Annotated in this window: 32 protein-coding genes; 23 read left to right on the top strand and 9 right to left on the bottom strand. The window is 43.5% G+C overall.

Translation table 11 applies throughout. From position 1 onward, the window contains the following. Window positions 1-66: 66 nt before the first annotated feature. Entirely contained in the window at window positions 67-663 is a 597-nt protein-coding gene (locus tag AB1L08_RS03540; protein WP_413063289.1) for a 5' nucleotidase, NT5C type, read from the bottom strand. 151 nt (window positions 664-814) lie between these two features. Between AB1L08_RS03540 and AB1L08_RS03535 the strand changes: the two genes are divergently transcribed. Next, window positions 815-1,153 carry a DUF4190 domain-containing protein gene (locus AB1L08_RS03535; protein ID WP_413063288.1) on the top strand — a complete coding sequence of 113 codons (339 nt, stop codon included), beginning with the start codon at window positions 815-817 and terminating at the stop codon, window positions 1,151-1,153. A gap of 26 nt (window positions 1,154-1,179) precedes the next feature. Here the strand turns inward: AB1L08_RS03535 and ispG are convergent, their stop codons facing one another. Further along, window positions 1,180-2,292, bottom strand: coding sequence for a flavodoxin-dependent (E)-4-hydroxy-3-methylbut-2-enyl-diphosphate synthase (ispG, locus tag AB1L08_RS03530; protein WP_413063302.1), 1,113 nt, complete (start codon window positions 2,290-2,292; stop codon window positions 1,180-1,182). Window positions 2,293-2,405: 113 nt separating this feature from the next. Further along, window positions 2,406-2,729, bottom strand: a complete 324-nt coding sequence (locus AB1L08_RS03525; RefSeq protein ID WP_413063287.1) for a hypothetical protein — start codon at window positions 2,727-2,729, stop codon at window positions 2,406-2,408. Window positions 2,730-2,913: 184 nt separating this feature from the next. Between AB1L08_RS03525 and AB1L08_RS03520 the strand changes: the two genes are divergently transcribed. The 4 genes from AB1L08_RS03520 to AB1L08_RS03505 all read left to right on the top strand — a co-directional run bounded on the left by AB1L08_RS03520 (window position 2,914) and on the right by AB1L08_RS03505 (window position 7,636). After that, entirely contained in the window at window positions 2,914-3,396 is a 483-nt protein-coding gene (locus AB1L08_RS03520; protein WP_413063286.1) for a DUF456 domain-containing protein, read from the top strand. A 134-nt stretch (window positions 3,397-3,530) separates the two neighbouring features. After that, window positions 3,531-4,139, top strand: coding sequence for a superoxide dismutase SodA (gene sodA / locus AB1L08_RS03515; protein WP_413063285.1), 609 nt, complete (start codon window positions 3,531-3,533; stop codon window positions 4,137-4,139). A 145-nt stretch (window positions 4,140-4,284) separates the two neighbouring features. Further along, window positions 4,285-5,511, top strand: a complete 1,227-nt coding sequence (locus tag AB1L08_RS03510; RefSeq protein WP_413063284.1) for an MFS transporter — start codon at window positions 4,285-4,287, stop codon at window positions 5,509-5,511. 70 nt (window positions 5,512-5,581) lie between these two features. Then, window positions 5,582-7,636: a peptidoglycan D,D-transpeptidase FtsI family protein gene (locus AB1L08_RS03505; protein ID WP_413063283.1), complete on the top strand. Its 2,055-nt coding sequence runs from the start codon at window positions 5,582-5,584 to the stop codon at window positions 7,634-7,636. Between the two features lie 41 nt (window positions 7,637-7,677). Here AB1L08_RS03505 and AB1L08_RS03500 read toward each other — a convergent pair whose 3' ends face one another. Together AB1L08_RS03500 and AB1L08_RS03495 are read right to left on the bottom strand one after the other, a co-directional pair. Beyond that, complete coding sequence (locus tag AB1L08_RS03500; protein WP_413063282.1) at window positions 7,678-8,121, bottom strand: hypothetical protein; 444 nt, start codon at window positions 8,119-8,121, stop codon at window positions 7,678-7,680. Further along, entirely contained in the window at window positions 8,114-8,503 is a 390-nt protein-coding gene (locus tag AB1L08_RS03495; protein WP_413063281.1) for a hypothetical protein, read from the bottom strand. The genes AB1L08_RS03500 and AB1L08_RS03495 overlap by 8 nt, the downstream gene beginning before the upstream one ends. Before the next feature lie 182 nt (window positions 8,504-8,685). On the opposite strand from AB1L08_RS03495, the gene rpmG reads away from it, so the two are divergent. The 6 genes from rpmG to AB1L08_RS03465 all read left to right on the top strand — a co-directional run bounded on the left by rpmG (window position 8,686) and on the right by AB1L08_RS03465 (window position 13,783). Next, complete coding sequence (gene rpmG, locus AB1L08_RS03490) at window positions 8,686-8,835, top strand: 50S ribosomal protein L33 (protein WP_077109971.1); 150 nt, start codon at window positions 8,686-8,688, stop codon at window positions 8,833-8,835. Between the two features lie 69 nt (window positions 8,836-8,904). Beyond that, on the top strand, window positions 8,905-9,465 hold the full coding sequence (locus AB1L08_RS03485; protein ID WP_413063280.1) for a 5-formyltetrahydrofolate cyclo-ligase: 561 nt from the start codon (window positions 8,905-8,907) through the stop codon (window positions 9,463-9,465). Between the two features lie 58 nt (window positions 9,466-9,523). After that, window positions 9,524-9,703: a hypothetical protein gene (locus tag AB1L08_RS03480; RefSeq protein ID WP_413063279.1), complete on the top strand. Its 180-nt coding sequence runs from the start codon at window positions 9,524-9,526 to the stop codon at window positions 9,701-9,703. Between the two features lie 42 nt (window positions 9,704-9,745). Beyond that, a complete protein-coding gene (locus AB1L08_RS03475) occupies window positions 9,746-11,371 on the top strand; it encodes a rhomboid family intramembrane serine protease (protein WP_413063278.1) in 1,626 nt (541 codons plus the stop codon). 9 nt (window positions 11,372-11,380) lie between these two features. Further along, on the top strand, window positions 11,381-11,581 hold the full coding sequence (locus AB1L08_RS03470; RefSeq protein ID WP_413063277.1) for a YqgQ family protein: 201 nt from the start codon (window positions 11,381-11,383) through the stop codon (window positions 11,579-11,581). A gap of 306 nt (window positions 11,582-11,887) precedes the next feature. Then, window positions 11,888-13,783 (top strand): LTA synthase family protein, encoded by a 1,896-nt coding sequence (locus tag AB1L08_RS03465; protein ID WP_413063276.1) that lies wholly within the window; start codon window positions 11,888-11,890, stop codon window positions 13,781-13,783. Window positions 13,784-14,016: 233 nt separating this feature from the next. On the opposite strand, the gene AB1L08_RS03460 is transcribed toward AB1L08_RS03465, so the two are convergent. Next, entirely contained in the window at window positions 14,017-14,184 is a 168-nt protein-coding gene (locus AB1L08_RS03460; RefSeq protein WP_413063275.1) for a DUF2759 domain-containing protein, read from the bottom strand. 223 nt (window positions 14,185-14,407) lie between these two features. Between AB1L08_RS03460 and AB1L08_RS03455 the strand changes: the two genes are divergently transcribed. Further along, window positions 14,408-15,034, top strand: coding sequence for an MBL fold metallo-hydrolase (locus tag AB1L08_RS03455; protein WP_413063274.1), 627 nt, complete (start codon window positions 14,408-14,410; stop codon window positions 15,032-15,034). 45 nt (window positions 15,035-15,079) lie between these two features. Here the strand turns inward: AB1L08_RS03455 and AB1L08_RS03450 are convergent, their stop codons facing one another. Next, window positions 15,080-15,325, bottom strand: coding sequence for a DUF2626 domain-containing protein (locus tag AB1L08_RS03450; protein WP_077111389.1), 246 nt, complete (start codon window positions 15,323-15,325; stop codon window positions 15,080-15,082). Window positions 15,326-15,558: 233 nt separating this feature from the next. On the opposite strand from AB1L08_RS03450, the gene comGA reads away from it, so the two are divergent. The 11 genes from comGA to AB1L08_RS03395 all read left to right on the top strand — a co-directional run bounded on the left by comGA (window position 15,559) and on the right by AB1L08_RS03395 (window position 21,538). Further along, the gene (gene comGA, locus AB1L08_RS03445) at window positions 15,559-16,638 is read left to right on the top strand and encodes a competence type IV pilus ATPase ComGA (RefSeq protein ID WP_413063301.1); all 1,080 of its coding nucleotides are present in this window, start codon (window positions 15,559-15,561) and stop codon (window positions 16,636-16,638) included. A 10-nt stretch (window positions 16,639-16,648) separates the two neighbouring features. Further along, entirely contained in the window at window positions 16,649-17,641 is a 993-nt protein-coding gene (comGB, locus tag AB1L08_RS03440) for a competence type IV pilus assembly protein ComGB (RefSeq protein ID WP_413063300.1), read from the top strand. 64 nt (window positions 17,642-17,705) lie between these two features. Beyond that, entirely contained in the window at window positions 17,706-17,978 is a 273-nt protein-coding gene (gene comGC / locus AB1L08_RS03435) for a competence type IV pilus major pilin ComGC (RefSeq protein ID WP_413063299.1), read from the top strand. Window position 17,979: 1 nt separating this feature from the next. Further along, complete coding sequence (comGD, locus tag AB1L08_RS03430; protein WP_413063273.1) at window positions 17,980-18,423, top strand: competence type IV pilus minor pilin ComGD; 444 nt, start codon at window positions 17,980-17,982, stop codon at window positions 18,421-18,423. After that, window positions 18,410-18,718, top strand: coding sequence for a hypothetical protein (locus AB1L08_RS03425; protein ID WP_413063272.1), 309 nt, complete (start codon window positions 18,410-18,412; stop codon window positions 18,716-18,718). Before comGD ends, AB1L08_RS03425 begins: the two co-directional genes overlap by 14 nt. Next, a complete protein-coding gene (comGF, locus tag AB1L08_RS03420; protein WP_413063271.1) occupies window positions 18,687-19,142 on the top strand; it encodes a competence type IV pilus minor pilin ComGF in 456 nt (151 codons plus the stop codon). Before AB1L08_RS03425 ends, comGF begins: the two co-directional genes overlap by 32 nt. Continuing rightward, complete coding sequence (locus AB1L08_RS03415) at window positions 19,143-19,397, top strand: hypothetical protein (protein WP_413063270.1); 255 nt, start codon at window positions 19,143-19,145, stop codon at window positions 19,395-19,397. Further along, entirely contained in the window at window positions 19,387-19,572 is a 186-nt protein-coding gene (locus AB1L08_RS03410) for a YqzE family protein (protein WP_413063269.1), read from the top strand. The genes AB1L08_RS03415 and AB1L08_RS03410 overlap by 11 nt, the downstream gene beginning before the upstream one ends. A gap of 382 nt (window positions 19,573-19,954) precedes the next feature. Beyond that, window positions 19,955-20,263, top strand: coding sequence for a DUF7310 family coiled-coil domain-containing protein (locus AB1L08_RS03405; protein WP_413063268.1), 309 nt, complete (start codon window positions 19,955-19,957; stop codon window positions 20,261-20,263). A gap of 137 nt (window positions 20,264-20,400) precedes the next feature. Then, the gene (locus AB1L08_RS03400; protein ID WP_413063267.1) at window positions 20,401-20,895 is read left to right on the top strand and encodes an RNA polymerase sigma factor; all 495 of its coding nucleotides are present in this window, start codon (window positions 20,401-20,403) and stop codon (window positions 20,893-20,895) included. Continuing rightward, on the top strand, window positions 20,882-21,538 hold the full coding sequence (locus AB1L08_RS03395; RefSeq protein ID WP_413063266.1) for a zf-HC2 domain-containing protein: 657 nt from the start codon (window positions 20,882-20,884) through the stop codon (window positions 21,536-21,538). Before AB1L08_RS03400 ends, AB1L08_RS03395 begins: the two co-directional genes overlap by 14 nt. Before the next feature lie 569 nt (window positions 21,539-22,107). On the opposite strand, the gene AB1L08_RS03390 is transcribed toward AB1L08_RS03395, so the two are convergent. Both AB1L08_RS03390 and AB1L08_RS03385 read right to left on the bottom strand, forming a co-directional pair. Further along, window positions 22,108-22,899: a YqhG family protein gene (locus AB1L08_RS03390; RefSeq protein WP_413063265.1), complete on the bottom strand. Its 792-nt coding sequence runs from the start codon at window positions 22,897-22,899 to the stop codon at window positions 22,108-22,110. Then, the gene (locus AB1L08_RS03385) at window positions 22,868-24,568 is read right to left on the bottom strand and encodes a DEAD/DEAH box helicase (protein ID WP_413063264.1); all 1,701 of its coding nucleotides are present in this window, start codon (window positions 24,566-24,568) and stop codon (window positions 22,868-22,870) included. The genes AB1L08_RS03390 and AB1L08_RS03385 overlap by 32 nt, the downstream gene beginning before the upstream one ends. Window positions 24,569-24,621: the final 53 nt, after the last annotated feature.

The raw sequence follows: 24,621 nt of genomic DNA, 5'->3' as shown, positions 1-24,621 counted from the left end.
CGTTATTCATCTTAATTGAACCGCCGTATACTGAACGGTACGTACGGTGGCGTGAGAGGTCGGGGGCTAGTCACCCCCTCCTACTCGATTTTTGTGCGTCTTTCCGAACAGGTTATCCACCCACTGTTCCGCTTCTTTCCAATGATGGACGCGGATGACCTGTTTTGGTGCCGGCTTTCGATTGTATGGTGTGTCAAATAGGATGACCGGAATGTCGAGCTCTTCCGAAATCGCCACGGCATTATCGTGTTTGTCTTCAAAAAACATGTCCACGTGATGTTTTTTTGCCGTGGAAACTTTATCATGAGTCCCGATCAATTCAATATGGTGGTAATCCAGCTCATGCTTTTGAAACCATTGTTCCGTCACATCCAGCAATGTGTTTTGCCTGGCACTGATAAAATAAAGCTCATGCTGTTTTACCCATTTTTTCAAAACTTGCCTGGCTCCTGCGGCAATGGGGGATTCCTTGTAAATTAACGGTTCCGTTTGGACGAACCATTGGTAAATCGCTTCCTTCGGCAGGTCGAGACATTCCGTCAACTCGTATTCAGTCAGATCTTCCAGCGTAATATTCAAGTTAAAAGACTTGTTAATAAATGGGATCAGGGATGTAGGGCATGTAACTGTACCGTCTATGTCAATTCCTAATCGTTTTTGCATCGGTATAAAAAACTCCCTTATGCTTTCCTTTTATCCACCTTATTGTACCATATTTCCCGACTATTTATAAAATGATTGGCAATCATTGCCATTATGAAAGGACGGGGCCCTGTACACAATATACATACTGAATAGAAGAGGGGGAAAGTGTATGTCTGAACATAAGCCGAAAAATGATAATCATGGAGGAAAAGAAACAAAGGATCTCACTGATGAACAACAGGAAGAGACAGCCGCCGAGCTGGTGCCGGATTTTACAGTGGAGGAATCGAATCGGGCAAATGAAGGATTTTCACCCCGGATGATCGCCTATACATCCCTGGCTTTGGGAATTGTATCACTTTTTGTCCTGCCGGGCATCCTTGGCATCGCCGGGGCGCTGCTGTCCATTCCTGCGATGATCCGGGGGGAGAAGCTCATTGGAGGCTGGGCGGTTTCGATCGCCGCTTTTTCCCTGTTTCTCCATTATTTCTTCTTGCCTTTTATATAGACAAAAAGCACGGTCTCCCGTGCTTTTTATACTTTTTGGATTTCGTCTTTTTTAGCTTCTTCCGCCTGCTTTTTGAAATATTCTTCGGCCATGATGTCGATTTCTTTTTTCAGTTCTTCCACCATCGTTTCCTCGGGCACTTTGCGTACGGTTTTCCCTTTTTTAAACAGCAAGCCTTCACCGCGGGCACCGGCGATTCCGATATCAGCCTCACGGGCTTCACCAGGTCCGTTTACCGCACAGCCCAGAACAGAGATTTTCAGCGGGGCCTTGATTTTTTGAATGTATTCTTCCACTTCATTGGCGATGCTGATGAGGTCAATTTCGATTCTTCCGCACGTTGGGCAGGAAACAAGCGTTGCCGCATTGGAAATAAGGCCGAACGCTTTCAGCAATTCTCTGGCCACTTTTACTTCTTCAACCGGGTCTGCGCTCAAAGAAATGCGCATGGTATTGCCTATCCCCCTGCTTAAAATCGCTCCGAGTCCGGCTGCACTCTTGACTGTTCCGGCGAACAAAGTTCCGCTTTCTGTAATCCCGAGATGCAGCGGATAGTCAAATGCCATGGCGGCTTTTTCATAAGCCTCAATGGCCAGGTTGACATCCGAAGCTTTTAACGAAACGATAATATCATGGAAATCGAGATCTTCCAGAATTTTTATATGATGCAAGGCGCTTTCGACCATACCATCGGCCGTAGGATAGCCGTATTTGTTTAGAATATGTCTTTCCAGGCTGCCGGCATTGACCCCGATGCGGATCGGAATCCCTTTTTCTTTCGCCGCTTTTACAACGGCTTCCACTTTTTCCCTTTTTCCGATATTTCCCGGGTTGATCCGGATTTTGTCCGCCCCGCCTTCGATTGCTTTTAAGGCAAGACGATAATCAAAATGGATATCCACGACAAGTGGAATATTAATTCGCTTTTTAATTTCCGGAATGGCATTTGCGGCTCTTTCGTCAGGGCAGGCGACCCTTACGATTTGGCATCCGGCTTCTTCGAGGCGGGCAATTTCTTTTACCGTTGCATCCACATCATGTGTTTTGGATGTTGTCATGCTTTGTATGATCACTTCGTTGCTTCCGCCGATTGTTAAATTGCCAACTTTTACCGGGCGGGTTTTGGATCGATGTATCATTGTACCCAAAGGTATTCTCTCCTTTTTAAAAATCGAGAGGGTATCTTCTCCCTCATCATGGTTACGTGAATATTGTATCAATCTTTTGGTGAAATTGACAACACAATGACTGTTCATTTATATACAGGGAATTTATATTTCTCGCCGACTTGAATCCGGTTTGGTTCAATCTGGCCGTTTAATTGCCGAAAATCTGTCACCATTTGTTCAATGGGCACCGTGAGGGGGCCATCATGTATATTTTCTTCAATGGAAAGCACAGTATCCCCGCGTTTCACTTCTTTGACCATAAAAGGGATCTCCGGCTGATGATCCTTGTTCCTGTCGATTTCAGCGACAGCGGTGGCCGTTGAAATGGGCAGTGTGCCCGTCGTCAAATCATAATAAATGCTGTAAATAATAATGAGTGCCGCAAAAATGGTCAAGATTTTTTTCAACAGCAATCCCCCCTCTTCATATCGCTTGTCCCATCTATATGAAGAGATGCCGGGAAATATGCCAAAGCTTACTTTATTTTCCTCAATTTTGGAATTGGGCCCAGGTAACGGAAACATTGCCAAAATGTCAAAAAAGTTATTGAATGAAAGTATTGGGTTGAAAATAAGGAGGGGAATAAAACTGATGGAATGGGTCTTCTGGTCCGTTATTGTTTTGTTGATATTATTGGCCTTTGCCGGACTGATTTTTCCGGTTATCCCGGGTGTGGCCTTATTATTTGCCTCATTTGTCCTTTACGGTCTGTTTTTTTCATTTGAGCCTTTTCATCCGCTGTTTTGGATAATCCAAACTTTATTTGTACTTTTAATATTGTTTGCAGATTATTGGGCCAACCTGTACGGAGTCAAAAAATTTGGCGGATCAAAAGCAGGGGTTTGGGGAAGCACCATCGGCTTGCTGGTCGGACCGTTTGTCATTCCGGTGGCGGGAATATTACTTGGGCCTTTTATCGGCGCAGTTGCAGGGGAGTTGATCGTTCACCGAACGGACTTGAAACAAGCGGTTAAAATAGGTATTGGATCCGTAGCAGGCTTTATTGGAAGTACCATCGTGAAAGGTTTCATTCAAACGATTATGGTTGTGTATTTTCTTGTTCTTGTGTTGTAGGCAACATAAAAACCTGCCATATGCTGTGAAAGCAAGCGAAATATTTGAATGCGGTAACAAAGTTTGATACTCTTAGGTTGTAAAAACCGGGATCATTGAACGGTTCCCAATAAATTACATAGGAGGAGATTCATATGGCATATGAATTGCCGCAATTACCTTATGCATACGATGCATTGGAGCCTCATATTGATAAGGAAACAATGAACATTCACCACACGAAGCACCATAACACATATGTTACAAACTTAAATAAGGCAGTGGAAGGAAACAGTGACTTGGCCAGCAAATCTGTTGAAGAGCTCATCTCCAACCTGGATGCGGTTCCCGAGTCAATCAGAACGGCTGTCCGCAATAACGGAGGAGGGCACGCGAACCACTCCCTTTTCTGGAAATTGCTTTCTCCTGAAGGAGGCGGCGAGCCAAGCGGCGGGCTGAAAAGCGCCATTGAAAGCAAATTTGGCAGCTTTGACAAGTTCAAGGAGCAATTTGAAGCAGCAGGAGCAGGACGTTTCGGTTCCGGCTGGGCATGGCTTGTTGTGAACAATGGGGAACTGGAAATCATGAGTACACCAAACCAGGACAGCCCATTGATGGAAGGCAAAAAACCGATTTTGGGCCTTGACGTTTGGGAGCATGCCTACTACCTTAAATATCAAAACCGCCGTCCGGATTACATGAAAGCGTTCTGGAATGTTGTCAATTGGAACGAAGTTGAAAAACTTTACAATGAAGCAAAATAATTTTGCAAACAATAAACGAATTGCCTGATTCCGGGTGATTCGTTTTTTTATTCGACAAAATTCGGGAAATTTCGGGGGGGTGACAGGCACCTTGCATAAAACTCGCCTTTTTACAAAAAATAGGGGTGAAAAGGGGAGTAATGTCATGTTGAAGCTGAAAAGATTATTTGGCGATGCAGAGGTGCCGAAGGATTTAGCATTGCTTCTCTTTATTGGCGGTCTTTATTCTTTAAGCATTGCCCTGTCCAATACGTTCGTCAATATTTTTTTATGGAAGCAGTCAGGAAAGTTTTTGGATATTGGCATTTATAACTTGGCCATCGTTGTTTTCCAGCCATTAACGTTTATATTGGCCGGAAGGTGGGCTAAAAAAATTGACAGAGTCATCGTCCTCCGGATCGGCGTTATTTTTTTGGCTCTTTTTTTTATGGTTGTCCTTTTCTGGGGAAAAGGGGCAGACCGCCATCTCGTGATGCTTGGAAGTTTGCTTGGAATCGGCTACGGATTTTACTGGCTTGCTTTTAATGTGTTAACTTTTGAAATTACCGAACCGGAAACGAGGGATTTTTTTAACGGTTTCCTCGGGACGCTTTCATCTGCCGGCGGGGTGATCGGTCCCATTTCGGCAGGGTTTATGATTACGAGGTTTGAATCCAATGCGGGGTATACCCTCATTTTTGCCATATCGCTTGCGCTGTTTGCCCTGGCCGTGGTTCTCAGTTTTTTTATTAAACGCCGGCCGGCAAGGGGCGTCTACTGTTTTTTCCGGGTGATGGCCGAAAGAAAAAATAACATCAATTGGCGTTACGTCACAAATGCCCACTTCCTTCAAGGGCTGCGGGACGGGACATTTGTTTTTATTATTTCCGTTTTTGTATTTATTGCAACGAAAAGTGAGCTGGCGCTCGGAACATTTGGCCTCATTAATTCGGGAATCTCCTTCATTTCCTATACCCTGGCCGGCCGCTTTATTCGCAATAGCTTCAGGAAAAAAGCGATGCTCATTGGCGGACTGATTTTATATGGAGCCATCTTTTTAATCATTTTCAACTTTTCTTACCCGCGGCTGCTTATATATGCTGCTGTCATAGCGATTGCCTATCCGATGATGCTCGTTCCTTATTTTTCGATGACGTATGATGTCATCGGGAAAAGCTGGAAAGCGGCTGAAATGAGAATTGAATATGTCGTTGTCAAAGAGGTTTTCTTAAATTCCGGCCGAATTGTCTCTGTTCTTTCTTTTATGGCGGCCGTTGCCTTTTTTAATGATGAAAAAAGCATTCCCATCTTGCTTCTTTTCATCGGGACCGGCCATGGCCTTGCTGCTCTTATCATGCAACATGTAAAATTGCCCCATTCCATGGAATCATGATTCGCTGTAGAAATAAATTCGTTTTTCTTTTACAATAAAGATACGGAAGATGGGGAAAGGGCTGGAAGAATTGAATACCAAAAAAGAAAAAAAGAAAAACCATGTATCATTCAGAATGAACATGCTGTTTTTTATCGTCTTTGTGTTATTTTCACTGTTAATACTGCGGCTTGGTGTCATCCAAATCGTATATGGTGAAGATGCCAAAAGGAAAATTGAACGGACAGAAGACGTAACGGTCAGCTATTCGGTGCCGCGGGGAAAAATATATGACCGGAATTACAATCTTGTTGTGGACAATGAGCCAAGAAGGGCCATTACATATACGATCCCAAATAAATCCGACCAGGAAGAAACGCTTAAAGTGGCCGAAAGGCTTGCAAAAATGATCGACAAAGATACGGACAAAATTACAGAACGCGACAAAATTGATTTCTGGATCTTGAAAAATCGTGATAAAGCTTTGGCAAAAGTGACCAAGAAAGAGCGGGAAAAACTGAAGGGCAAAGATGACGAGTTATATAAGCTTCAAAGGGAACGCGTTACGGAACAGGATTTGGCTTCGCTCACGGATGATGATCTGGAAGTATTGGCGATCTACCGTGAACTGACGGGCGGTTATGCGCTGACGCAGCAAATGGTCAAAAATGAAGATGTGTCACTGGAAGAGTTTGCACGGGTGAACGAACATCTGCCGATGCTTCCCGGCATCGATACGACAACAGACTGGGAAAGAAAATACACGTACGATGAAACGCTCCGCTCCATTTTGGGCGGGGTGGCAGACGGGCTGCCGCTTGAGAAGATCGATTATTACATGTCCCGCGGATACAGCCGGAATGACCGTGTCGGCAAAAGCTATATCGAACTTCAGTATGAAGATGTGCTGCGGGGCCAAAAAGAGAAGGTGAAAAATGTAACCCGTTCAGGCTCCGTTTTGGAGACAAAACTCATCTCCGAAGGAGAACGCGGAAAAGATCTCATATTGACCATCAATATGGACTTGCAGAAGGAAGTCGATAAAATTCTCGAAGAAGAGATCCGCAAAACGAAAGCCCGGGGCGGAACGGGACTTTTGGATCGGGCATTCGCCGTTATGATGGACCCGCACACAGGGGAGATCCTGGCCATGTCGGGCAAACAATATGCCTACGATGAAGAAGAAAAAAGATATAAATTTTCCGACTTTGCGGCCGGGAATTTTACGACCTCTTATGTAGTCGGCTCGGCCGTTAAAGGAGCGACAGTGTTGACCGGCTTCATGACAGGCGTCAACCATCCGGATAAATGGATAACGGATGAGCCTCTGCATATAAAAGGCACGCAGGCAAAAAGTTCCCACTTTAACAGAGGCGGGTACGTTCCCGTCAATGATTACATGGCTTTGGTCCGCTCTTCGAACGTATATATGTATAAAACGGCCATCGCCATCGGGGATGGCCAATACCGCAGGGGACAGTCGTTGATCATTAATAAGGAAAAAGCCTTTCGGGTGATGAGGGAGCATTTCAGCCAGTTCGGCCTGGGCATCCGAACCGGAATCGATTTGCCCGGCGAGCAAATCGGGTTCCGTGGCGATGCTGCGCTTGCGGATGCCGGGAATGTGCTGGACTATGCCATTGGTCAATTCGATTCTTATACACCGCTGCAAATGGTCCAATACGTATCAACCATCGCCAATGGCGGTTACCGGATCCAGCCCCATGTTGTCAAGGAAATCAGGGACCCCGCAGACGGCAAGGAAGAGATGGGTTCAGTCGCAAAAGAAATGGAACCTAAAGTGTTAAATCGGATCAATGCGCCGGAAGAATGGATTAATAGAGTTCAGCGCGGCTTCCGCGGCGTATTTACCGAACCGCTTGGAACCGGAAGGTCATTCGCGGGAGAACCGTACCGTCCGGCCGGCAAAACCGGCACAGCGGAAACAGTGGACCGGGGCACGAAAGTATGGAATTTGTCGCTTGTCGCGTACGCTCCTTATGATAATCCGGAAGTCGCCGTGGCCATCGTTGTCCCATCAGCCTACTATGTTGGGGCAACCCCAAATAACGTCAACATGGACATCGGAAAAAGGGTGCTAAGGGCGTATTTCGATTTAAAAAATGGAAAAAAGAAAGAAAAATAAGCAAAAAGCAGATCGCCGATCTGCTTTTTCCATGTTTCCAGCTATTGATCTTTTTGTCCGGTGATGATGTTCGCCATTGTCTTCATATCCATGTTGCTGGTCAGCTCATATTCCCCAATTTGGATGAGGTGCTGCATTTTGTTTTTGGCAAGATATGCGTTCATGTCATCCGCTTTTTTGATAAGCCCGGCTCGTGCCAATTGTTCGCTTACATCTTTTGATGTCATGCCGCCGTCAATGTTTAAGTAAAGGACCGTTACACGTTTCTCTTTGTTCGCGGGCGTTTTTTCAAGCTGGTCCTCATATTTTTCCTTCCATTCCTCCGCATCTTTTATGAGCTTGTCATAATCCGCCCGTTTTATTTCCACATACCCGGCTTTTGGCCGCGGTTTTGTTTCTTCCATTGTCATTTGCTTCACCATCATCAATACGACGGCACAAACAAAAAGAATAGCGGCGATTTTTCTCAAGGCTTTCCTACCCATGATGGAATCCTCCGGCTGCCTTGGCGGACTCAATAATTTGTTGCACCGTTTTTGTGGAAAGCGACGATTGCCTGGATATTTGTTCAAGGCTGACTCCCCGCTCGTACAGGGCGAGCACCTGGTTTTTTAAAATTTCATTGACGTTGGGAAGGATGGCAGCACCTGATGTTCTGGATGCAGCCATGTCAACCATGCCTTTCTCCATGAGCAGTTCTTCCTCCAGAATGCTGATCCTTTTTTTCATATTCTGGCTTTCTTTGAACAAGGTCATTGTCAACTCTTCCATTTCCCTTTCCAACTGCTTCGCAGGGTCTTTTTGTAAAAATGATAAAATGAAACATAAGGCTGATGCACCCAATAAAATCAGAATGGCAATATCCATGATTCACCTCGAAATTCGTACTTCTCTTTTTTTATATCACAGAAAGTCAAATTCGGCTACAATTCTACAAATTTTGCAGCGGCCGTTTTAGATTCCGGACTGGAATTCACCGGTAAAAAGTGATATTATATAAAAGTCCTGTAATGGTGTACAATGCGAGAAGTTTGGAGGGAATGACAGTCATGCGTGTGAATATTACATTGGCTTGCACAGAATGCAATGAGCGTAATTATATTTCAACCAAAAATAAACGCAATAATCCTGACCGCCTTGAGTTAAAAAAATACTGCCCAAGAGAAAAAAGGGTTACATTGCATCGTGAAACCAAATAACATGCGAAAGAGCCAGGACACGGCGTACGCCGGCAGTGCTGGCTTTTTCTATATCCAGGGGGTGTTTGTTTGGATAAAAAATCGCTCAGAAAATGGATGGGAGAAGAACTTCAGGGGATCAATCGACTCCATTATGAACAAATGTCTTATGTAATCGGGAAATCATTGGCTCAAACGGAGGAATGGGAAGAAGCGAAAACGGTTGCGCTGACGGTTTCCAGATTTCCCGAAGTCGATACGTGGCAGTTGATTCGCAAAGGCTGGGAACAATCCAAAAAAATGGCTGTCCCCAAATGCCATCCAACAACAAAACAAATGACATTTCGGCAAATCCGGTCATTTACCGACCTGGAACATTCGTTTTTTGGCTTGTTCGAACCGAAAGAACATGAGACGGAAATGGTACCCAAAGAAAAAATTGATTTGGTCATCGTTCCGGGACTGCTGTATAATAGGTACGGATTTCGCATTGGATTTGGCGGCGGTTATTATGACCGTTTTTTACAAGATTACCGGGGGCAGACGATTTCGCTCGCTTTTTCACGCCAGCTTATCGAGTACTTGCCGCATGAGGAACATGATATGCCGGTAGGAAAAATTGTAACGGAAAAAGAAATCATCCGCACTTAACATGAGAAAATGAATAAACCCTCCCGATCGTTGCAAAATAGGAACAGGAGGGATCGAGATGAAAAAATTAATGACGAACATTTTATTGGCTGCAGCCATTTCACTTGCATTTAAATGGCGCTATAAACTTTTAAACGCCATTCTCGGCAACGATTCGATCAGAAAAATGAGTGTCCGGGCGGCGATGAATATCCCCGGAGTCAAGGAGCGTTTGATTCAGGGCGCATTTCGAAAGTAGATCTTCCCGACCTGGCTGCGGGTCTTTTTTTATTGGGGGAGTTTGCCTGGATTCCGCGCAGGATATGTTCATTGCTTTACTTTTCCGTATCCATTTGGCTATATTAAGGTTGACAGAAAACGGCATGGAGCCGCAGAAAGCGGGGCAGCAGAATTGGCGGAACGCGAACAATGGTTGTTTTGGCGCCTGGCTCAAATCTTTATGCAGGATATGGATTATCGGCTTGTCCGCTTGAATGAAGCGGAAAATGAGGTTTGGCTTGAGTCGGCGCGCAATCAAAATATACATATGATCCGTCTGACTTCCTTGAACCTCGACTGGTCCAATTGGTTGAAACGCGATATTGAATGGGCAGGGGATCAGGCTGAAAGCTTGCGGAAGCATTTATTCAAAAAAGAATGGCATGTACTGAACATCTATGTGACAGAACATCCGCCAGTCGATGATTATGAATGGATCATCGAACAGCCTTATACGACCGGAAGTGGGAAAACAAAAGTTGAAACGCTTATTTTGGCACGGGAAACTGCAGAGCATGCCTTTGTCCGGATGGCAGCACTTCTGAAGCGGGATGTCCCGCTGCCCGAAATGAGCTTTCACGCATTGGGACATCATTCCCTGAAGGAAGAAGTCATCCGCCATGCCCGGGAACAGGAGAAGGAAGAAAGGGCCCTGTTTGAGTATGGCAAGCCTTTTTTCACGTACGTTTTTATGGCTGTCCAAATCTTCATGTTTATGCTTGTTGAGGTGCAGGGCGGGAGCACGAATGTTGAAACGCTTATTCAATTCGGGGCCAAATACAACCCGTTAATCCTTGCGGGGGAATGGTGGCGCTTTTTTACGCCGATCTTTCTTCATATCGGGCTTTTGCATTTGTTGATGAACACTTTGGCGCTCTATTATTTGGGAACGACTGTTGAAAGAATGTTTGGGCGCCTGCGATTTTTATGGATTTATCTTTTCTCGGGATTTGCCGGCTCTGTTGCCAGCTTTCTTTTTACGGATAATCTCTCGGCAGGGGCGAGCGGGGCCATTTTTGGCTGTTTTGGGGCACTTTTATATATTGGCGTGATGAATACACAGCTTTTCTTCAGGACAATTGGCACCAATGTCCTTTTCCTGATCGGGATAAACCTTGTCTTCGGATTTACAGTCCCTGGCATCGATAATGCAGGGCATATCGGCGGGCTCGCCGGCGGCTTTCTGGCAACGGGGATGGTCCATTTTCCGGGGAAAAGAAAGTGGGGCACGCAAATATTGTTTTTGCTTGCGGGCGCGGCTGCAGTCACGTTTGCCTTATACGGCGGCTATCATGCCGACCGTCCGGATGTGATCAATGCCCGGGCGCAGCAGCAAATCGAAAACAGCGAATTCGAATCAGCTTATCACATGTTATCACAGTTGGTTTCAGAGGGAAAAGGAGACGCGGTGACCTATTTCCGGCTTGCATACACGGAAATACAGCTTCATCAAAGGGAGGAAGCCAAGAAACATTTGCAAAAGGCCATTGAGATGGAGCCTGGCTTCCCTGAAGCACATTTTAATTTGGCCGTGCTTTATTACGATGAGGGCAGACTGGATCTTGCAAAAGAGCATGCTGCGAAAGCCGAAAAGATGGCAGATAAAAAAATGTATCAGGAATTTATGGATAAATTGAAGGGGCAATAGGTGGTTTGAGTGAAATCTGCTTTAGATGTACAGCAATTGTTAAAGAGGTTTGGTATTTTTGTTTATTTGGGTGATAGAGAAGCCGAATTGCAGTTGATGGAAGAAGAGGTCAGGGAGATATACGCGGCCGGACTCATTACACCGCAAGATTTTCGGGAAGCGATGATCATAATAAAAAGCGAGCTGAATAAATATAAAAGCGGCCATTAAAAGATTCAATTGGGAAAAAGGGGGTTTCAAACCTCGTTCATTTATGCCAAAACAGTTATTTGTTCACGGGAGGAAAGTTGGATTTTTCGTATTTTCGTGTAAAAAATGCAACTTTTTATGCTTCAAAACGTCTAATAATAAGGCAAAGAGCATACGTTGGCTAAATGGGCAGGCCTCTTTCCCGGAAAGTCCAAAGTTGATTTTTTAAAAGAATCATATTATGATAAACCGTAGTTTCTTTTTCAATTTGCAATAAAATGGAAACACAGGTGGATCTGCTTGAGAAGCAAACAGGAGGTCATGATGATGAGCAGGCTTAAATTTGAAAAGCTCTCCATTCCGGCAGCAGCGGCCATAATGCTCTGGCTAAAAACATACATCGTTTACAAAACAAGTTTTAACATTAAAATCGAGAACTTGATGCAGGAGCTTATTTTATTCATCAATCCTTTAAGCTTTTTGCTGTTTGCTTTTGGTATTGCATTCTTTTTTAATAAGGAGAAAAATAGAAACCGGTATGTAATGGCCACAAGCATCATCCTGGGATTTATTTTATATGCCAATATTGCATTTTACAGATTTTTCACAGATTTCATCACGTTGCCTGTTTTGTTCCAGACGAGCAACTTTGCCGACCTGGGGGACAGCGCACTTACCGAAATTCATTGGTATGACATCATTTACTTTATGGATGTCTTTGTTTTGGGCGCGTTAATGAAATATAAACGCAAGGTGAAAGAATTCGTGCCGGTTAAGAAAATGAACCGCCGTGCATATTTTCTTGTTGCCTTCGCGCTGCTATTTTTAAATATCGGTCTGGCGGAAACGGAGCGGCCGCAGCTTTTAACGAGAACGTTTGACAGGGAAATGCTTGTTAAAAACCTCGGAACATACAATTATCATTTATATGACATATTTCTTCAATCCAAATCATCGGCACAAAGGGCGATGGCAGACGGCAGTGAACTTGTTGACATCGACAACTATGTCCGTGCCAATTACGTCAAACCGGACAAAGACATGTTCGGCATTGCCAAGGACCGCAATTTAATTGTGGTTTCTTTGGAGTCTGTGCAATCGTTTGTGATTAACAACGATGTATACGGGGAAGAAATTACGCCGTTTTTAAACAGCTTTATTAAGGACAGCTATTACTTTGACAATTTTTATCATCAAACGGGGCAGGGGAAAACTTCCGATTCGGAGTTTTTGCTTGAAAACTCGCTTTATCCGTTGAATCGCGGAGCCGTATTTTTCACGCATTCCGGAAATGAATATGATTCCATGGCCGAAAATTTAGGTAATAAAGGTTATTACACATCAACCATGCATGCGAATAACAAAAGCTTTTGGAACCGGGACATCATGTATAAAGCAATTGGTTACGATCATTTTTATTCGGCAACGGATTATAACATCACACCGGACATTTCTGTAGGGTGGGGAATGAAAGATATTCCATTTTTCGAGCAGTCTGTTGACTTGATGAAAGAAATGCCAAAACCGTTCTATACGAAAATGATCACATTAACGAACCATCATCCTTTCAGGCTTGATGAAGAAGACAAATTTATTCCCGAGTATGATTCGAAAAGCGGAACGTTAAACCGTTATTTCCAAACAGTCCGGTATACCGACGAGGCGGTTAAACACTTCATTCAAAAATTAAAAGATGAAGGCCTGTATGAAAATTCCATTATCGTCATGTATGGCGACCATTACGGCATTTCAGAAAATCATAATGAGGCGATGGGCCAATACCTTGGCAAAGAAGTAACGCCATTTGTCAGTGCGCAATTGCAACGCGTTCCGTTGATCATTCATATACCGGGCGTGACGGATCATGGAAAAGGAAAAACGATCCCCAAAGTGGGCGGCCAAATCGACTTGAAGCCAACGGTCCTTCATTTACTTGGAGTCGATACGAAAAATAGCATTCAATTCGGTGAAGATCTGTTTTCCAAAGATCACCATGATTTTGCCGTTTTCCGTGACGGACGGTTTGTCACAAAAGATTATGTTTATACGGATAATACATGTTATTCGAAAGAAACGGAGCAGCCTGTTGATGGATCTTTCTGTGATCCATACAAAGAGAAAGCCCGTACGGAGCTCAGTTATTCGGATAAGATCATATACGGGGATTTGCTCAGATTTTATGAATCAGCAGAGTATCGGAGCGATTTGATGGATAAGAAATAAGAAAAAGCCGCTATCCTTCTTACAAAGCTGGAGCTAGACAAAGAAAAGCTTTTTAGCAAGTTATACCTTCTTTACTTGTAAAAAAACCGCAGTGATCACTGCGGTTTTTTGGGTTCCCTCTTTTTGCCCGTTCAAGCGCGGATTTGAATGTCCGGCTCGTGTTTCTTATCATTATTGTTCAAAATACGAAAAAAAGAAAACCCGATGCCCCCCTATTGGCAGGCATCGGGTTTTCATGACGGAAAACCTGATTTGATAATGGTCATGATGGAAAAGAATCCGAACACTCCGGCCGTTCCCAGTGCGAAAATAAACCCTAGTACGTTTCTGTTTTTTAAAGAGCTGATCAAGCCAAACACGGCAAGAATCGCAACCAGGCTGAAAATGATTACTGTACCCATTTATTCAGAACTCCCTTCTGATGATGATAAGGAAAAGTCTATGTATGAGGCCACCACTCTTTATATTTTAAAGCTTTTTCAAGCGCTTGTCGAGTTTCAAAAGTGACACTTCCTTGACTCATTAAGTATCATGCCCGCACCTGATCCAACTAAACGTTAACCTTTTATTTTTTCCTCCTTTTCATGGTAAACTTGAAAAGAGAATATGGAAAGGAGCTTGCAAATGAATTTGAAGCAAATACCCGTGGGACCGCTGCAGGCAAATTGTTATTTCCTTTTTAATGAAGAAAAAAAGTGCATTATTTTTGATCCGGGATTTGAGGGGAAGCGTCTCCTTGACTTCATTGAACAAGAAGGGCTTAACCCCATTGCCATTCTTTTGACACATGCTCATTTTGATCATATTGGCGCCGTGGAAGACGTAAGGGACCATTGGAACATTCCAGTTTACATTCATGAATTGGAGAAGGATTGGTTATTGGATCCTTCATTCAACGGATCTGCCCACTATCCAATGGAACCGATTTCCGGAAATCCCGCAGACCATCTTTTTACAAAAGAGGAGAAGGTGGAAATCGGCCCATTTACGTTGGAGCTGTTGGAAACCCCGGGCCATTCCCCCGGAAGCCTCTCTTATTACATAAGGGAAATGAACGCTGTTTTTTCCGGAGACGCTCTTTTTTCCAGCGGAATCGGGAGAACGGATTTGCCGGGCGGAGACCATGCCACATTAATCGAAAGCATTCATCAAAAGCTGTTCACTTTGCCCGATGATACGGTTGTTTTTCCCGGCCACGGCTTATCGACCACAATCGGGACGGAAAAAACAAGCAATCCATTTCTTGTTTAGAGACAAAAAAGAAAGCTTCCCATTTTTGGAAGCTTTTCTTTCAGATTAATTCAACCCTCCGCCGGGGGGCATGAGAAATAGGGTGTAGTATGTAAAACCAGCGAAAAATACTGTCAAGTATGCGCCGAACACATACATATACATCCGTTCCGTCAGGTTCAAATAGCCAAGCAATACAAAGAATCCTGTCTGGCCAAGAAAGAGTAATGCGGTTTTATCCATTCCACCAAGATAAAACATAATTGTAAAAATTCCAGTCCAAAAACCCAATACTCTGTACATGCGATCCATAAAGAATCCCTCCTTTGCAGCATGTAGTCCATCAATTCCTTATTATAAATGAAAAAGAATCCAAAAGTAAATATATTCGAAGCCCTGATTGTGTCTAATGCGTGATAAACGCATCTGCGAGATTAGTATACCCGTTTTTCGGGGTTTGAAAAATTTTTTTTTTATTAGAAGGAGAATGGGGGTTTATGTCGAATAAATGTATTAAACATAGTAAAGGTGGTGTTTTATGATTGATGACCGTAAAACGTACAGCCGACGAGCTCATTTCACAGGCGGCCAGGCTGGGCGTGACAGATGTGCACATTATTCCCCGGAGGAAAGATTACTTGGTCAAATTTCGCCTCCATGGCCATCTGATCCCGCGTAAACCGATTTCCTCCACAGCCGGAGAACGGCTCATTTCCCACTTGAAATTCATGGCCTCCATGGATATAAGTGAAAAGCGAAAACCGCAAAGCGGTGCATGGCAGACCCACAGTAACGGAAAGCAGATCTCGCTGCGAATTTCCACTCTCCCAACCGCCCTTTCCAAGGAAAGTTTGGTTATTCGGATTATCCCCCAACAACAATCATTTTCACTGGACAAAATATCCCTTTTTCCAAAGAGCGTTCAGCAGCTTTATTCAATGATGTCTTTATCACACGGAATGATCATTTTTACCGGTCCGACAGGCAGTGGAAAAACCACGACCATTTATGCATTGGCGGAATACAGTTTCAAAAAAGTGGCGAGAAATATGATTACTTTGGAAGATCCCGTAGAAAAACAGAACGATTCATTCCTGCAGGTACAGATAAATGAAAAAGCGGGCATTACTTACCATACAGGGCTGAAGGCGATTTTGCGCCATGATCCCGATATGATCTTTATCGGTGAGATTCGGGATGCCGAAACGGCCAGGATTGCCATTCGTGCTGCCATGACAGGCCATCTTGTCCTGACGAGCATGCATACAAGAAATGCAGAGGGAGCAGTTTACCGTCTGCTGGAATTCGGAGTGAAGCCGCTGGAAATTGACCAAACGGTTATCGGCGTGACGGCCCAGAGGCTTGTTTCCTTGTCATGCCCGTTTTGCAGGGGTGTTTGCTCCGAATTTTGCAGGCGGGACGGATTCCCGAAAAGGGCTGTTGTATTTGATTTAGTGCGTGGCCAACTGCTTCGGCAAATTATCCAGACCGCACAAAAAGGGGAGAGGGTGAGCCGGGCCAAAACATTGGAAAGCATGATTAGAAAGGGGATTGCACTTGGCTACATTTCTCAAGAGGAATATAATCGCTGGATCGTTGAAGAGAAGGGAGAAGTTGACCCTTAAAGAACAGGGGGTGTTTTTGACCCGTATCGCAGAAATGACGGATAAAGGGTTTACACTTGCCGAGTCGCTTGATTTTCTCGGCCGTATGCATGACAGGCATTTGTCAACATTTCAAAAGATGATAGATGGGCTGCAAAGCGGGGAGCCCATTCACCGTGTATTTCATCAACTGGGGTTTGACAGGCAGGCATGCTCACAGCTATTTTTTGCGGAAAAGCATGGTTTTATCACAACAGCCATGAAAGAATCCGGAAACTATTTGCTCAGGAAAGATGAGCAGCGAAAAAAGTTGTTCCGGCTGCTGCAGTATCCATTCATTTTATTGCTCATTTTGCTTCTCGTGGGTTTCCTCCTTCATCATCTCCTGTTGCCCCGTTTCCAATTGTTTTATGATTCGATGGATTATAAGCCCAATTTGGCATTAAAATGGTTTCTTCATATTATGCAAACTTTTCCCTACTATGTTACGTTTGCTTTCCTGATGGCAGGTTGTGTGTTTCTCGTAACTTCCCGCATACTCCACAGTAAGTCTGCGCTGGACAGGGCCTTGTTTTTTTCAGGTACTCCGTTTATCCACTCCTACTACAAACTGTACCAAACCATCTTTATTTCCAGAGAATGGAGCTTTTTATTAAAAAGCGGCTTTTCTATCAATGAAATCATTGAAATCATGTTGACTCAGCCCTTCCACCCTTTATTAAAAGAGTCTGCCGCAGAGATCAGAAGCATGCTGAAAACGGGTTATTCCTTTTCGGAAGCCCTCATCCACCTGGGATTTTTGGAAGAGGAAATGATTGAGATTGTTGCCCACGGCGAGAAGAACGGTAAACTGGACAGCGAGCTCCTTTTTTACAGCGAGTTTTGTTTGCTTAAACTGGAAGAAAAAACGATGAGAGTCTTCACCTTTTTGCAGCCTGTCATTTTCTTGCTGATTGGGCTGATCGTGATTGCCATTTACTTATCGATCTTTTTGCCGATGTTTCAAATCATCGATTCCATTTAGAAGGAGAGAGATTGCAGTGTTGAACTATTTAAAGAAAAATGAGAAAGGCTTTACGTTAATAGAAATGATGGTTGTTCTTTTGGTCATTACGGTGTTAATTCTTGTCGCGCTTCCGAATGCAGCCAAACATAGCTCCAACATTAATGACAAAGGATGTGATGCCCTCAGGCAAATGGTGCAGGGGCAGGTGGAGGCCTATCGGATGAAGCATCATGAAATTCCTACTTTTGCCAAGCTGGAAAGCGAGGGTTACGTAAAGAAAAAAGACAACACTTGCCCGAACGGCAAAACGTTAATAATAGAAAATGACGGGGAGGTGAAGGTATCGTCCAATTGACATGCGGGTTCTCCAATATGTTCGCTCTTTTAAAGGCTTTACTTTGCTCGAAATGCTCATCGTATTAGCCGTCATTTCGGTTATGCTTGCCATTGGAATGGCAGGCGTTAAACCGGTAACGGAATGGGTACAGAAACAAATGTTCATTACCCAATTGGAATCCGATTTATATCATGCCCATTCGTATGCCATCAATAGGAAGGAAACGATTGTTTTTCGATTTTTAAAGGAGCAAAACGAATATGAGGCGGCATCCGGCGGCCACACCATTATAAAAAGGGAGCTTCCGCCCTCCATCAAGATGACAGACGGCAACTTAACCCGTTTCCATATAACACCCGAAGGGACGATTTCACATTTTGGAACAGTCCATTTTCAGGTGGATGACAGTACCATACAACTGACCATTTATATAGGGAGGGGGAGGTTTATTGTTAAAAAATGAGAAGGGTTTTACTTTACTTGACGGAATCATCTCTTTCAGTCTTTTGCTCCTTGTCGCTTCCATGCTTTTTCCATTATTGTTTCGCATGCTCGATGCATTGAATGAAGGGAAAAAAGAATTGGCAGCCTATCGGTTGCTGTATGAACAAGTGGAGGAGTCAGTTCGGTTGAATGATTGGAGGGATAGACGGATGATCAGCAGGAATATCGAATATGAATTTACTTTCCAAGATCTTCGGGGAAAAAAGAAGGCGTGCGTAAGCTATGAAGGTAAAACGGCCTGTATGGAACAGTGAGTCGGGCTTCACGTTGCCGGAAGCGATTATGACGATGGCCATTTTCTGTTTGATCCTGTCCTTTATGCCGCTTATGTATCTTTCCTATTCCGCGGTGGAGAGAACCATTTCGACGGAGAAAGATTATGAATGGAATATTTTCCTTATCCAATTCCGGAGTGAATTATACAGCGCTGATGCTTGGCGGGTGGGATCCAACCAGCGAATTTTTTTGGAAAATAACGACATACCGATATCATATGAACGTTACGGAAAGGTCGTCAGAAGGCAGGTTCGTGATATGGGACACGAGATCGTTTTGCAAAATGTAGCGAGATTAACCTTTCGGGAGGAAAGTCCAAAGCTGTATATGATGGTGGAGTTTGCCGATGGTACGACAGAAGAAGCAGCCTTTTACCTGCCATTTGGAGGGGAGGATGAATAGATGGGAAATGAACGGGGGGCTGTTTTTCCATTGACATTAATGATTGTATTGATTGCCTTGTTGATTGCAAGCCAGACTGTGTTCATCTTTATGTCCCAGTACGGATATTTAACCGAGATTCGCAATTTTTATAAGCAGGAAGGGGAGCGTTTGCTGAATGAGCCGTTTCCGGAAGAGGAAGGCAGAGACACTAAAAATGGAGAAAAATGGCCATACTTTTTAGAAAAAGAAAGGCGGTCCGTTTATGTCGACTGACGATTATGTAAAATACATGACAGAAACGTTCATAAAACACTTGGAGCGGCCAAGATCGGAACGAAAAGATGCAAGAAAAAAGAGAAAAGAAGAAAAAGGCCCCTTCCTGTTTAATTGGTTTGGCCTCATTCCCTTTTCACTCATGATGCTGGTCAAGAAGGACAGGGGGGAATGATAGCCTGCAAATGGTACTCCTTTCGGAGATTAAGAAAAGCACAAGCGCCTTGCCCATCGACGTACAGACTGAGCTGAAATGTGGAAGACGGCCGCTTAGGGGCGACAAGCGCTGGAGGGCAATACAGCGAAGTCGTTCTTTGACTTCGTTGGATTGACCGAAGCGACCCCGAGCCCCTGCCGTCTGCAACTAGACAAAAGTGCCTCCGACGAGATAAAGGAAACACGAGGCTCAAGCAGCGGCGTCCTCGAAAAAGCTTACGCTTTTTCTTCGTGCGGGTGACGATGCTGTCGAACTACTTTTAATCCATTTTTCGGAGTACGCCCCTTTCAGTATGGTATAATGAAACATAACAGCAAAACGGCAGATGGAGAGGTGAAAAATGGAGAGTAAAGCCATTTTACAAGCAATCATGGAGTTGTCGGATCAATTAAAGGCTACGGAAGAAAAGGTAACCGGGCAATTAGAGTCGCTTGAAAACCGAATATCCTCTATTGAAAAAAGAATGGATTCGCTTGAGGATAGAATGGATTCGCTTGAGGGCAGAATTGATGCAGTTGAGCAAAAAATTGATGCAGTTGAGAAAAATTTAAGTGAAAAGATTGAGAGAGTGGATGCCAAAATCTCTGTTTTGGCAGATGAAATGGTGTCCACTAAGGCCGATGTTGTGATGCTGAAAAAGGCGAAATAAAACTGGCGGAAAAAACACAAAAAGTCGACGATCCTATATGGATTTGATCGGCTTTTTTATTTTCTAAAAAAATATTTAAAGAATTTTTGTAACGAACGCCCATTCCGAGAGTTATATAAGTAAAAGGGTGAAAAGAGATGGACTTTGAGGATATCTATCGGAAATACTTTCAAGAAGTTTATTTGTTTATTAAATCTTTAAGTCATGATGAGAGTATAGCTGAAGAAATTACGCAAGAGGCTATTTTTAAAGCGTTAAAGGCAATTCAAACATTCGATGGCTCCAAAGATATTCGAGCATGGCTTTTTACTATTGCCAAAAATACATATTTCTCGCATTACAGAAGAAAGAAAAAACAAATAGATTCGGATTTCATAGAAGAACCAATGACGGAAGTGCAAATTGTAAAGCATTTGATGAATGAGGAAGAGGCATTTATCGTTCATCAGTTTCTTCACTCTATGGATGAGCCATATAAAGAAGTCTTTTCACTACGCACTTTTGGCGAATTACCTTTTGAGAAAATAGGAAGACTTTTTGGGAAAAGCTCGGGTTGGGCAAGGGTAACTTTTTACAGAGCAAGGAAAAAAATTATTGAGTATATGGAGGAGATGAATCATGAAAGAGATTAAATGCACCATTATTCAAGATGTTTTGCCTCTTTATATGGACGAGGTAGTCAGTCAAGACACGAAAGAAATGGTAGACAGGCATTTAAAGCAGTGTGAAACATGTCAAAAGGAATATGAATCCATGAAACGCAAGCTTTATATTCCGGCAGAAAATAAAGACTCTCTTTTTGATAAGATCAGCAAAAAATGGCGTAAGAAAAAAGTGATGATTTCAATTGTTTCCGTTTTAGCAACAGCTATTACTTTATTAGGCGCGTTTGCGTATGTTTTTTATTATGAAAGGGTTATTCCATATTCGGGAAATCTAATTAAAATTGAAATGCAAAATGATCATCAATTGGTTTCTCATTATTATGGCGAAAGCTATGCTACTGTTCATGGAACGCATCCTTTTTCACTTGAAATTGATGGAGAGAAAAAGAATATAAGTTTTATTTTTTATACGAAAACATTTGCCGATTCTCCTACAAGAAATCTGATTAAAAATGAAAAAAATGATGAACAAGAATATATCTTTAAGCTTGCTGAAAGTGAAAAAATTGATGCTGTGTATTATGCAGATTATGATGTCGAAAAAATCGCTACTGGAAAAGAGTCTTGGGATTCAATTTTAAAACGTGCAGTATTGATTTGGGAGAAATAACATTTTTTTGCTATATACAATGGATGTAAGAGTTTAACACGCAATCATTTTAGACGATCGGTATTCATTATGAATTGGCCCGGCAGGCCAATGCCATTGCCCGCGCTATCGTTATTTCCCTGAAAACGGTCAAAGGAACGGGCCCCCATTGCCCGTGCTGGCGTTATTTCGCCGAAAACGGTCAAAGGGACGGGCTCCCATTGCCCGCGCTGGCACTATTTCCCTGAAAACGGTCAAAGAAACGGAATCCCATTACCGATCTTTTCGGGTATAGAATACGAATAGTCAAAAAAAGATGGAAGACCAATGACTGGACGCAATGGCTTTTTGTCAGATTTTAATGTTGCATTCAAAAGTTCATTTTATATAATTTCCATATTGAATCAATCGAGGAGATTTTGATTTCGAAACTGTACTAATGTTCAACTTGCACATCTTCCAATCCATTGATTGGCCTGCTGCATCTTCTTTGTGGCCGGGAACAGGACCTGCGGAATAGCTTTGGCAAATAAGAGCACCGCTAGCCGCAGTGTCATACCCTCTGTTCCTAACATCGAGCCATGAAAGATTCAAATTGGCGAGGCAAGGTAAAAAATGCCGCCGTTTACAATTTCAATATGAATTGCAGGTTCATATTGCTCAATCAGTGCTTTTTTCTCAATCTCGTACGTTTCCGGCTTTTCAACTTGATCGGCATAAAATTGGTCCAGAAGCTTTAAATCTTCTTCCTGCCTTTTTTTGGCCGCTTCGGCCCAAGAATGGTCACTGGCCGCAATGTCATTTGTGACAAATGTTTCAATCCTTTTTAAACCGCTGCCGGGTTTGATGATTGGGGATATCGTAAAACAATAGTCGGGTATTTTTGGGACGAGCCGGCGGCTTTGCATTTTTTCGATAAAATGGTCTACCAGCATGCCGTTGATCAAATGGAGCCCGAAGGACCTCAGGACATCCCGTTTCCTGTCGGAGCAGTATGATATTTTCATATTTACATTCAGCCACGGATAAAGCGGAACCGACTGAAAAGGAGGGGTATCGGGCTGTTCGTACAACCGGATATAGGCAGCCATTTTTTTGGCTGTCCGGAATAATTGGTGAAGGCGGGGTGCGCCGAAATGTATATATTCGCCCTTTATGCTCTCGGGGGCTTTTTCCTCATCTGTGATGAATGTCAGTTTTTCCGGATTGGGCGTTCCACCCGTCTTTTCCAAATATGTCCAATAAAATGGCCGGTTCATTAGCTCTTTGTCCATCTCTATCGTAAGCTGTACGGTTAAAAAACCGGGGCCGTTTTCCAGAATGGTACATTGCGTCGCATCAAAGAAGCTTTCAAGATATTGATGAATTTCTTGTTGAAGCATTATTTTCACGTTCCTCTCTAATGGAATCGGCAAACTCGATCAAGGCGGAAAGGTTGGCCATTTTCACCTTGAGCTCTCCTTCCGATTTCGAGTCCCTGAAAATATCCAGCATATGTTCCTCGATACTGCCGAACTCCAGCTTGGCCAAAATATCATCCAGTTCTCCGATTACGCGCTCAAAGAGCTTTATTTTTTTTGTAAGCAAATTGACAATGTGCTCTTCAATGGTATTTTTTACGGCAAAGTTATATATATATACATCTTCTTCCTGCCCGAGCCGGTGTACACGGCCGATTCTTTGTTCCAGGCGCATCGGATTCCATGGCAAGTCGAAATTGATGACCTGGTTGCAAAACTGCAAGTTGATCCCCTCTCCCCCGGCTTCGGTGGCGATGAGCACTTGGACGCGATTTTTGAACAACTCCCTCATCCAATCCTTTTTCCCGCGCTTAAAGCCGCCGCGAAACGGAACGGACTTAATCCCGTGCTGCTGCAAAAACCACTGCAAATATAATTGGGTGGCACGATATTCCGTAAAAATAATCACTTTATCATTGATTTTTTTGATCAGCTCGAGGGCTTTCAATGCCTTGGAGTTTTGCGATACGGCATCTATTTTCGTTTGCAGAAACTTTAGTTTTTCCACATATCCATCTGACGGGTTTTCATGTTTTTGCAGCATGTTTTTTAACGTTAAATAAACGGCTTCCCTGCTGCTGCATGCCTCCCGCTGCAACGTAATAATCGAAAAAGCATTTGCCGCATACTGTTCACCGGACTCCCTTAATATATCAATCCCGTTATATAGCTCGCGTTCTTCTTTGCTGAATTCAATCGGAATCGTTTCAACATGGCGCTTCGTCCATTCAATTCCGGTGTCGGCTCTTCTGTTCCGAATCATGACTTTATTTACCAGGCTTTTTAAATACTCATTTTCTTGCTTTGATAAATTTTTATTTTTATATTTCTCCAAAAAACTGTTTTGGCTCCCGAGATGCCCGGGTTTTAACAGGGAGACAAGGTAGAAAATCTCTTCGATTTTATTTTGTATCGGTGTTGCCGTAAGCAGCAGGCAAAATTTTTTCCGGAGAGATTGGACGAACTGATAATTTTTCGTTTTATGGTTTTTGAGCTTGTGAGCCTCATCGACAATGATGAAATCAAAAGACTGTTCGGAAATGATATCACAATGGGGACTTCGTTTTGCCGTATCAATCGATGAAACGATGCAGTCATATTGGCCCCATACATAGCTTTTCGTTGCCGGTACGGCGTGAATATGGAATTTTGAATTCAACTCGTATGTCCATTGGGAAACGAGAGAGGCGGGGACAAGGATTAATGCCCGTTTGACAAGGCCGCGAATCATGTATTCTTTTAAGATCAAGCCGGCCTCAATTGTTTTTCCAAGCCCCACTTCATCGGCCAAGATCGCTTTGCCGTGCATGTTTTCCACAACAACAGTGGCCGTTTCCAATTGATGGGGCAATAATGTTAGCTGGGGCAAATGATTCGGTGCAACAAGGCCCTCAAAGTCAGGAACGAGCAGATGCTTTTCAGCCATCAATGCGAGCTTGAACAATTGCTGATTGGCCCAGGGGCCATCCTGTTCGATTCGCTCCAGGAAACCCGGAAGCCATTGGCCATCAAATTGAATAGGTACTTTCATTGCGAATCTCCTCTCCTTTCTTTATATTTTTAAGGAAAATGTTTGAACAATTG

This window comes from Siminovitchia jepli, assembly GCF_047228825.1.
GTDB lineage: Bacteria > Bacillota > Bacilli > Bacillales > Bacillaceae_C > Siminovitchia.
This window is presented reverse-complemented; position numbering and strand designations above follow the sequence as displayed.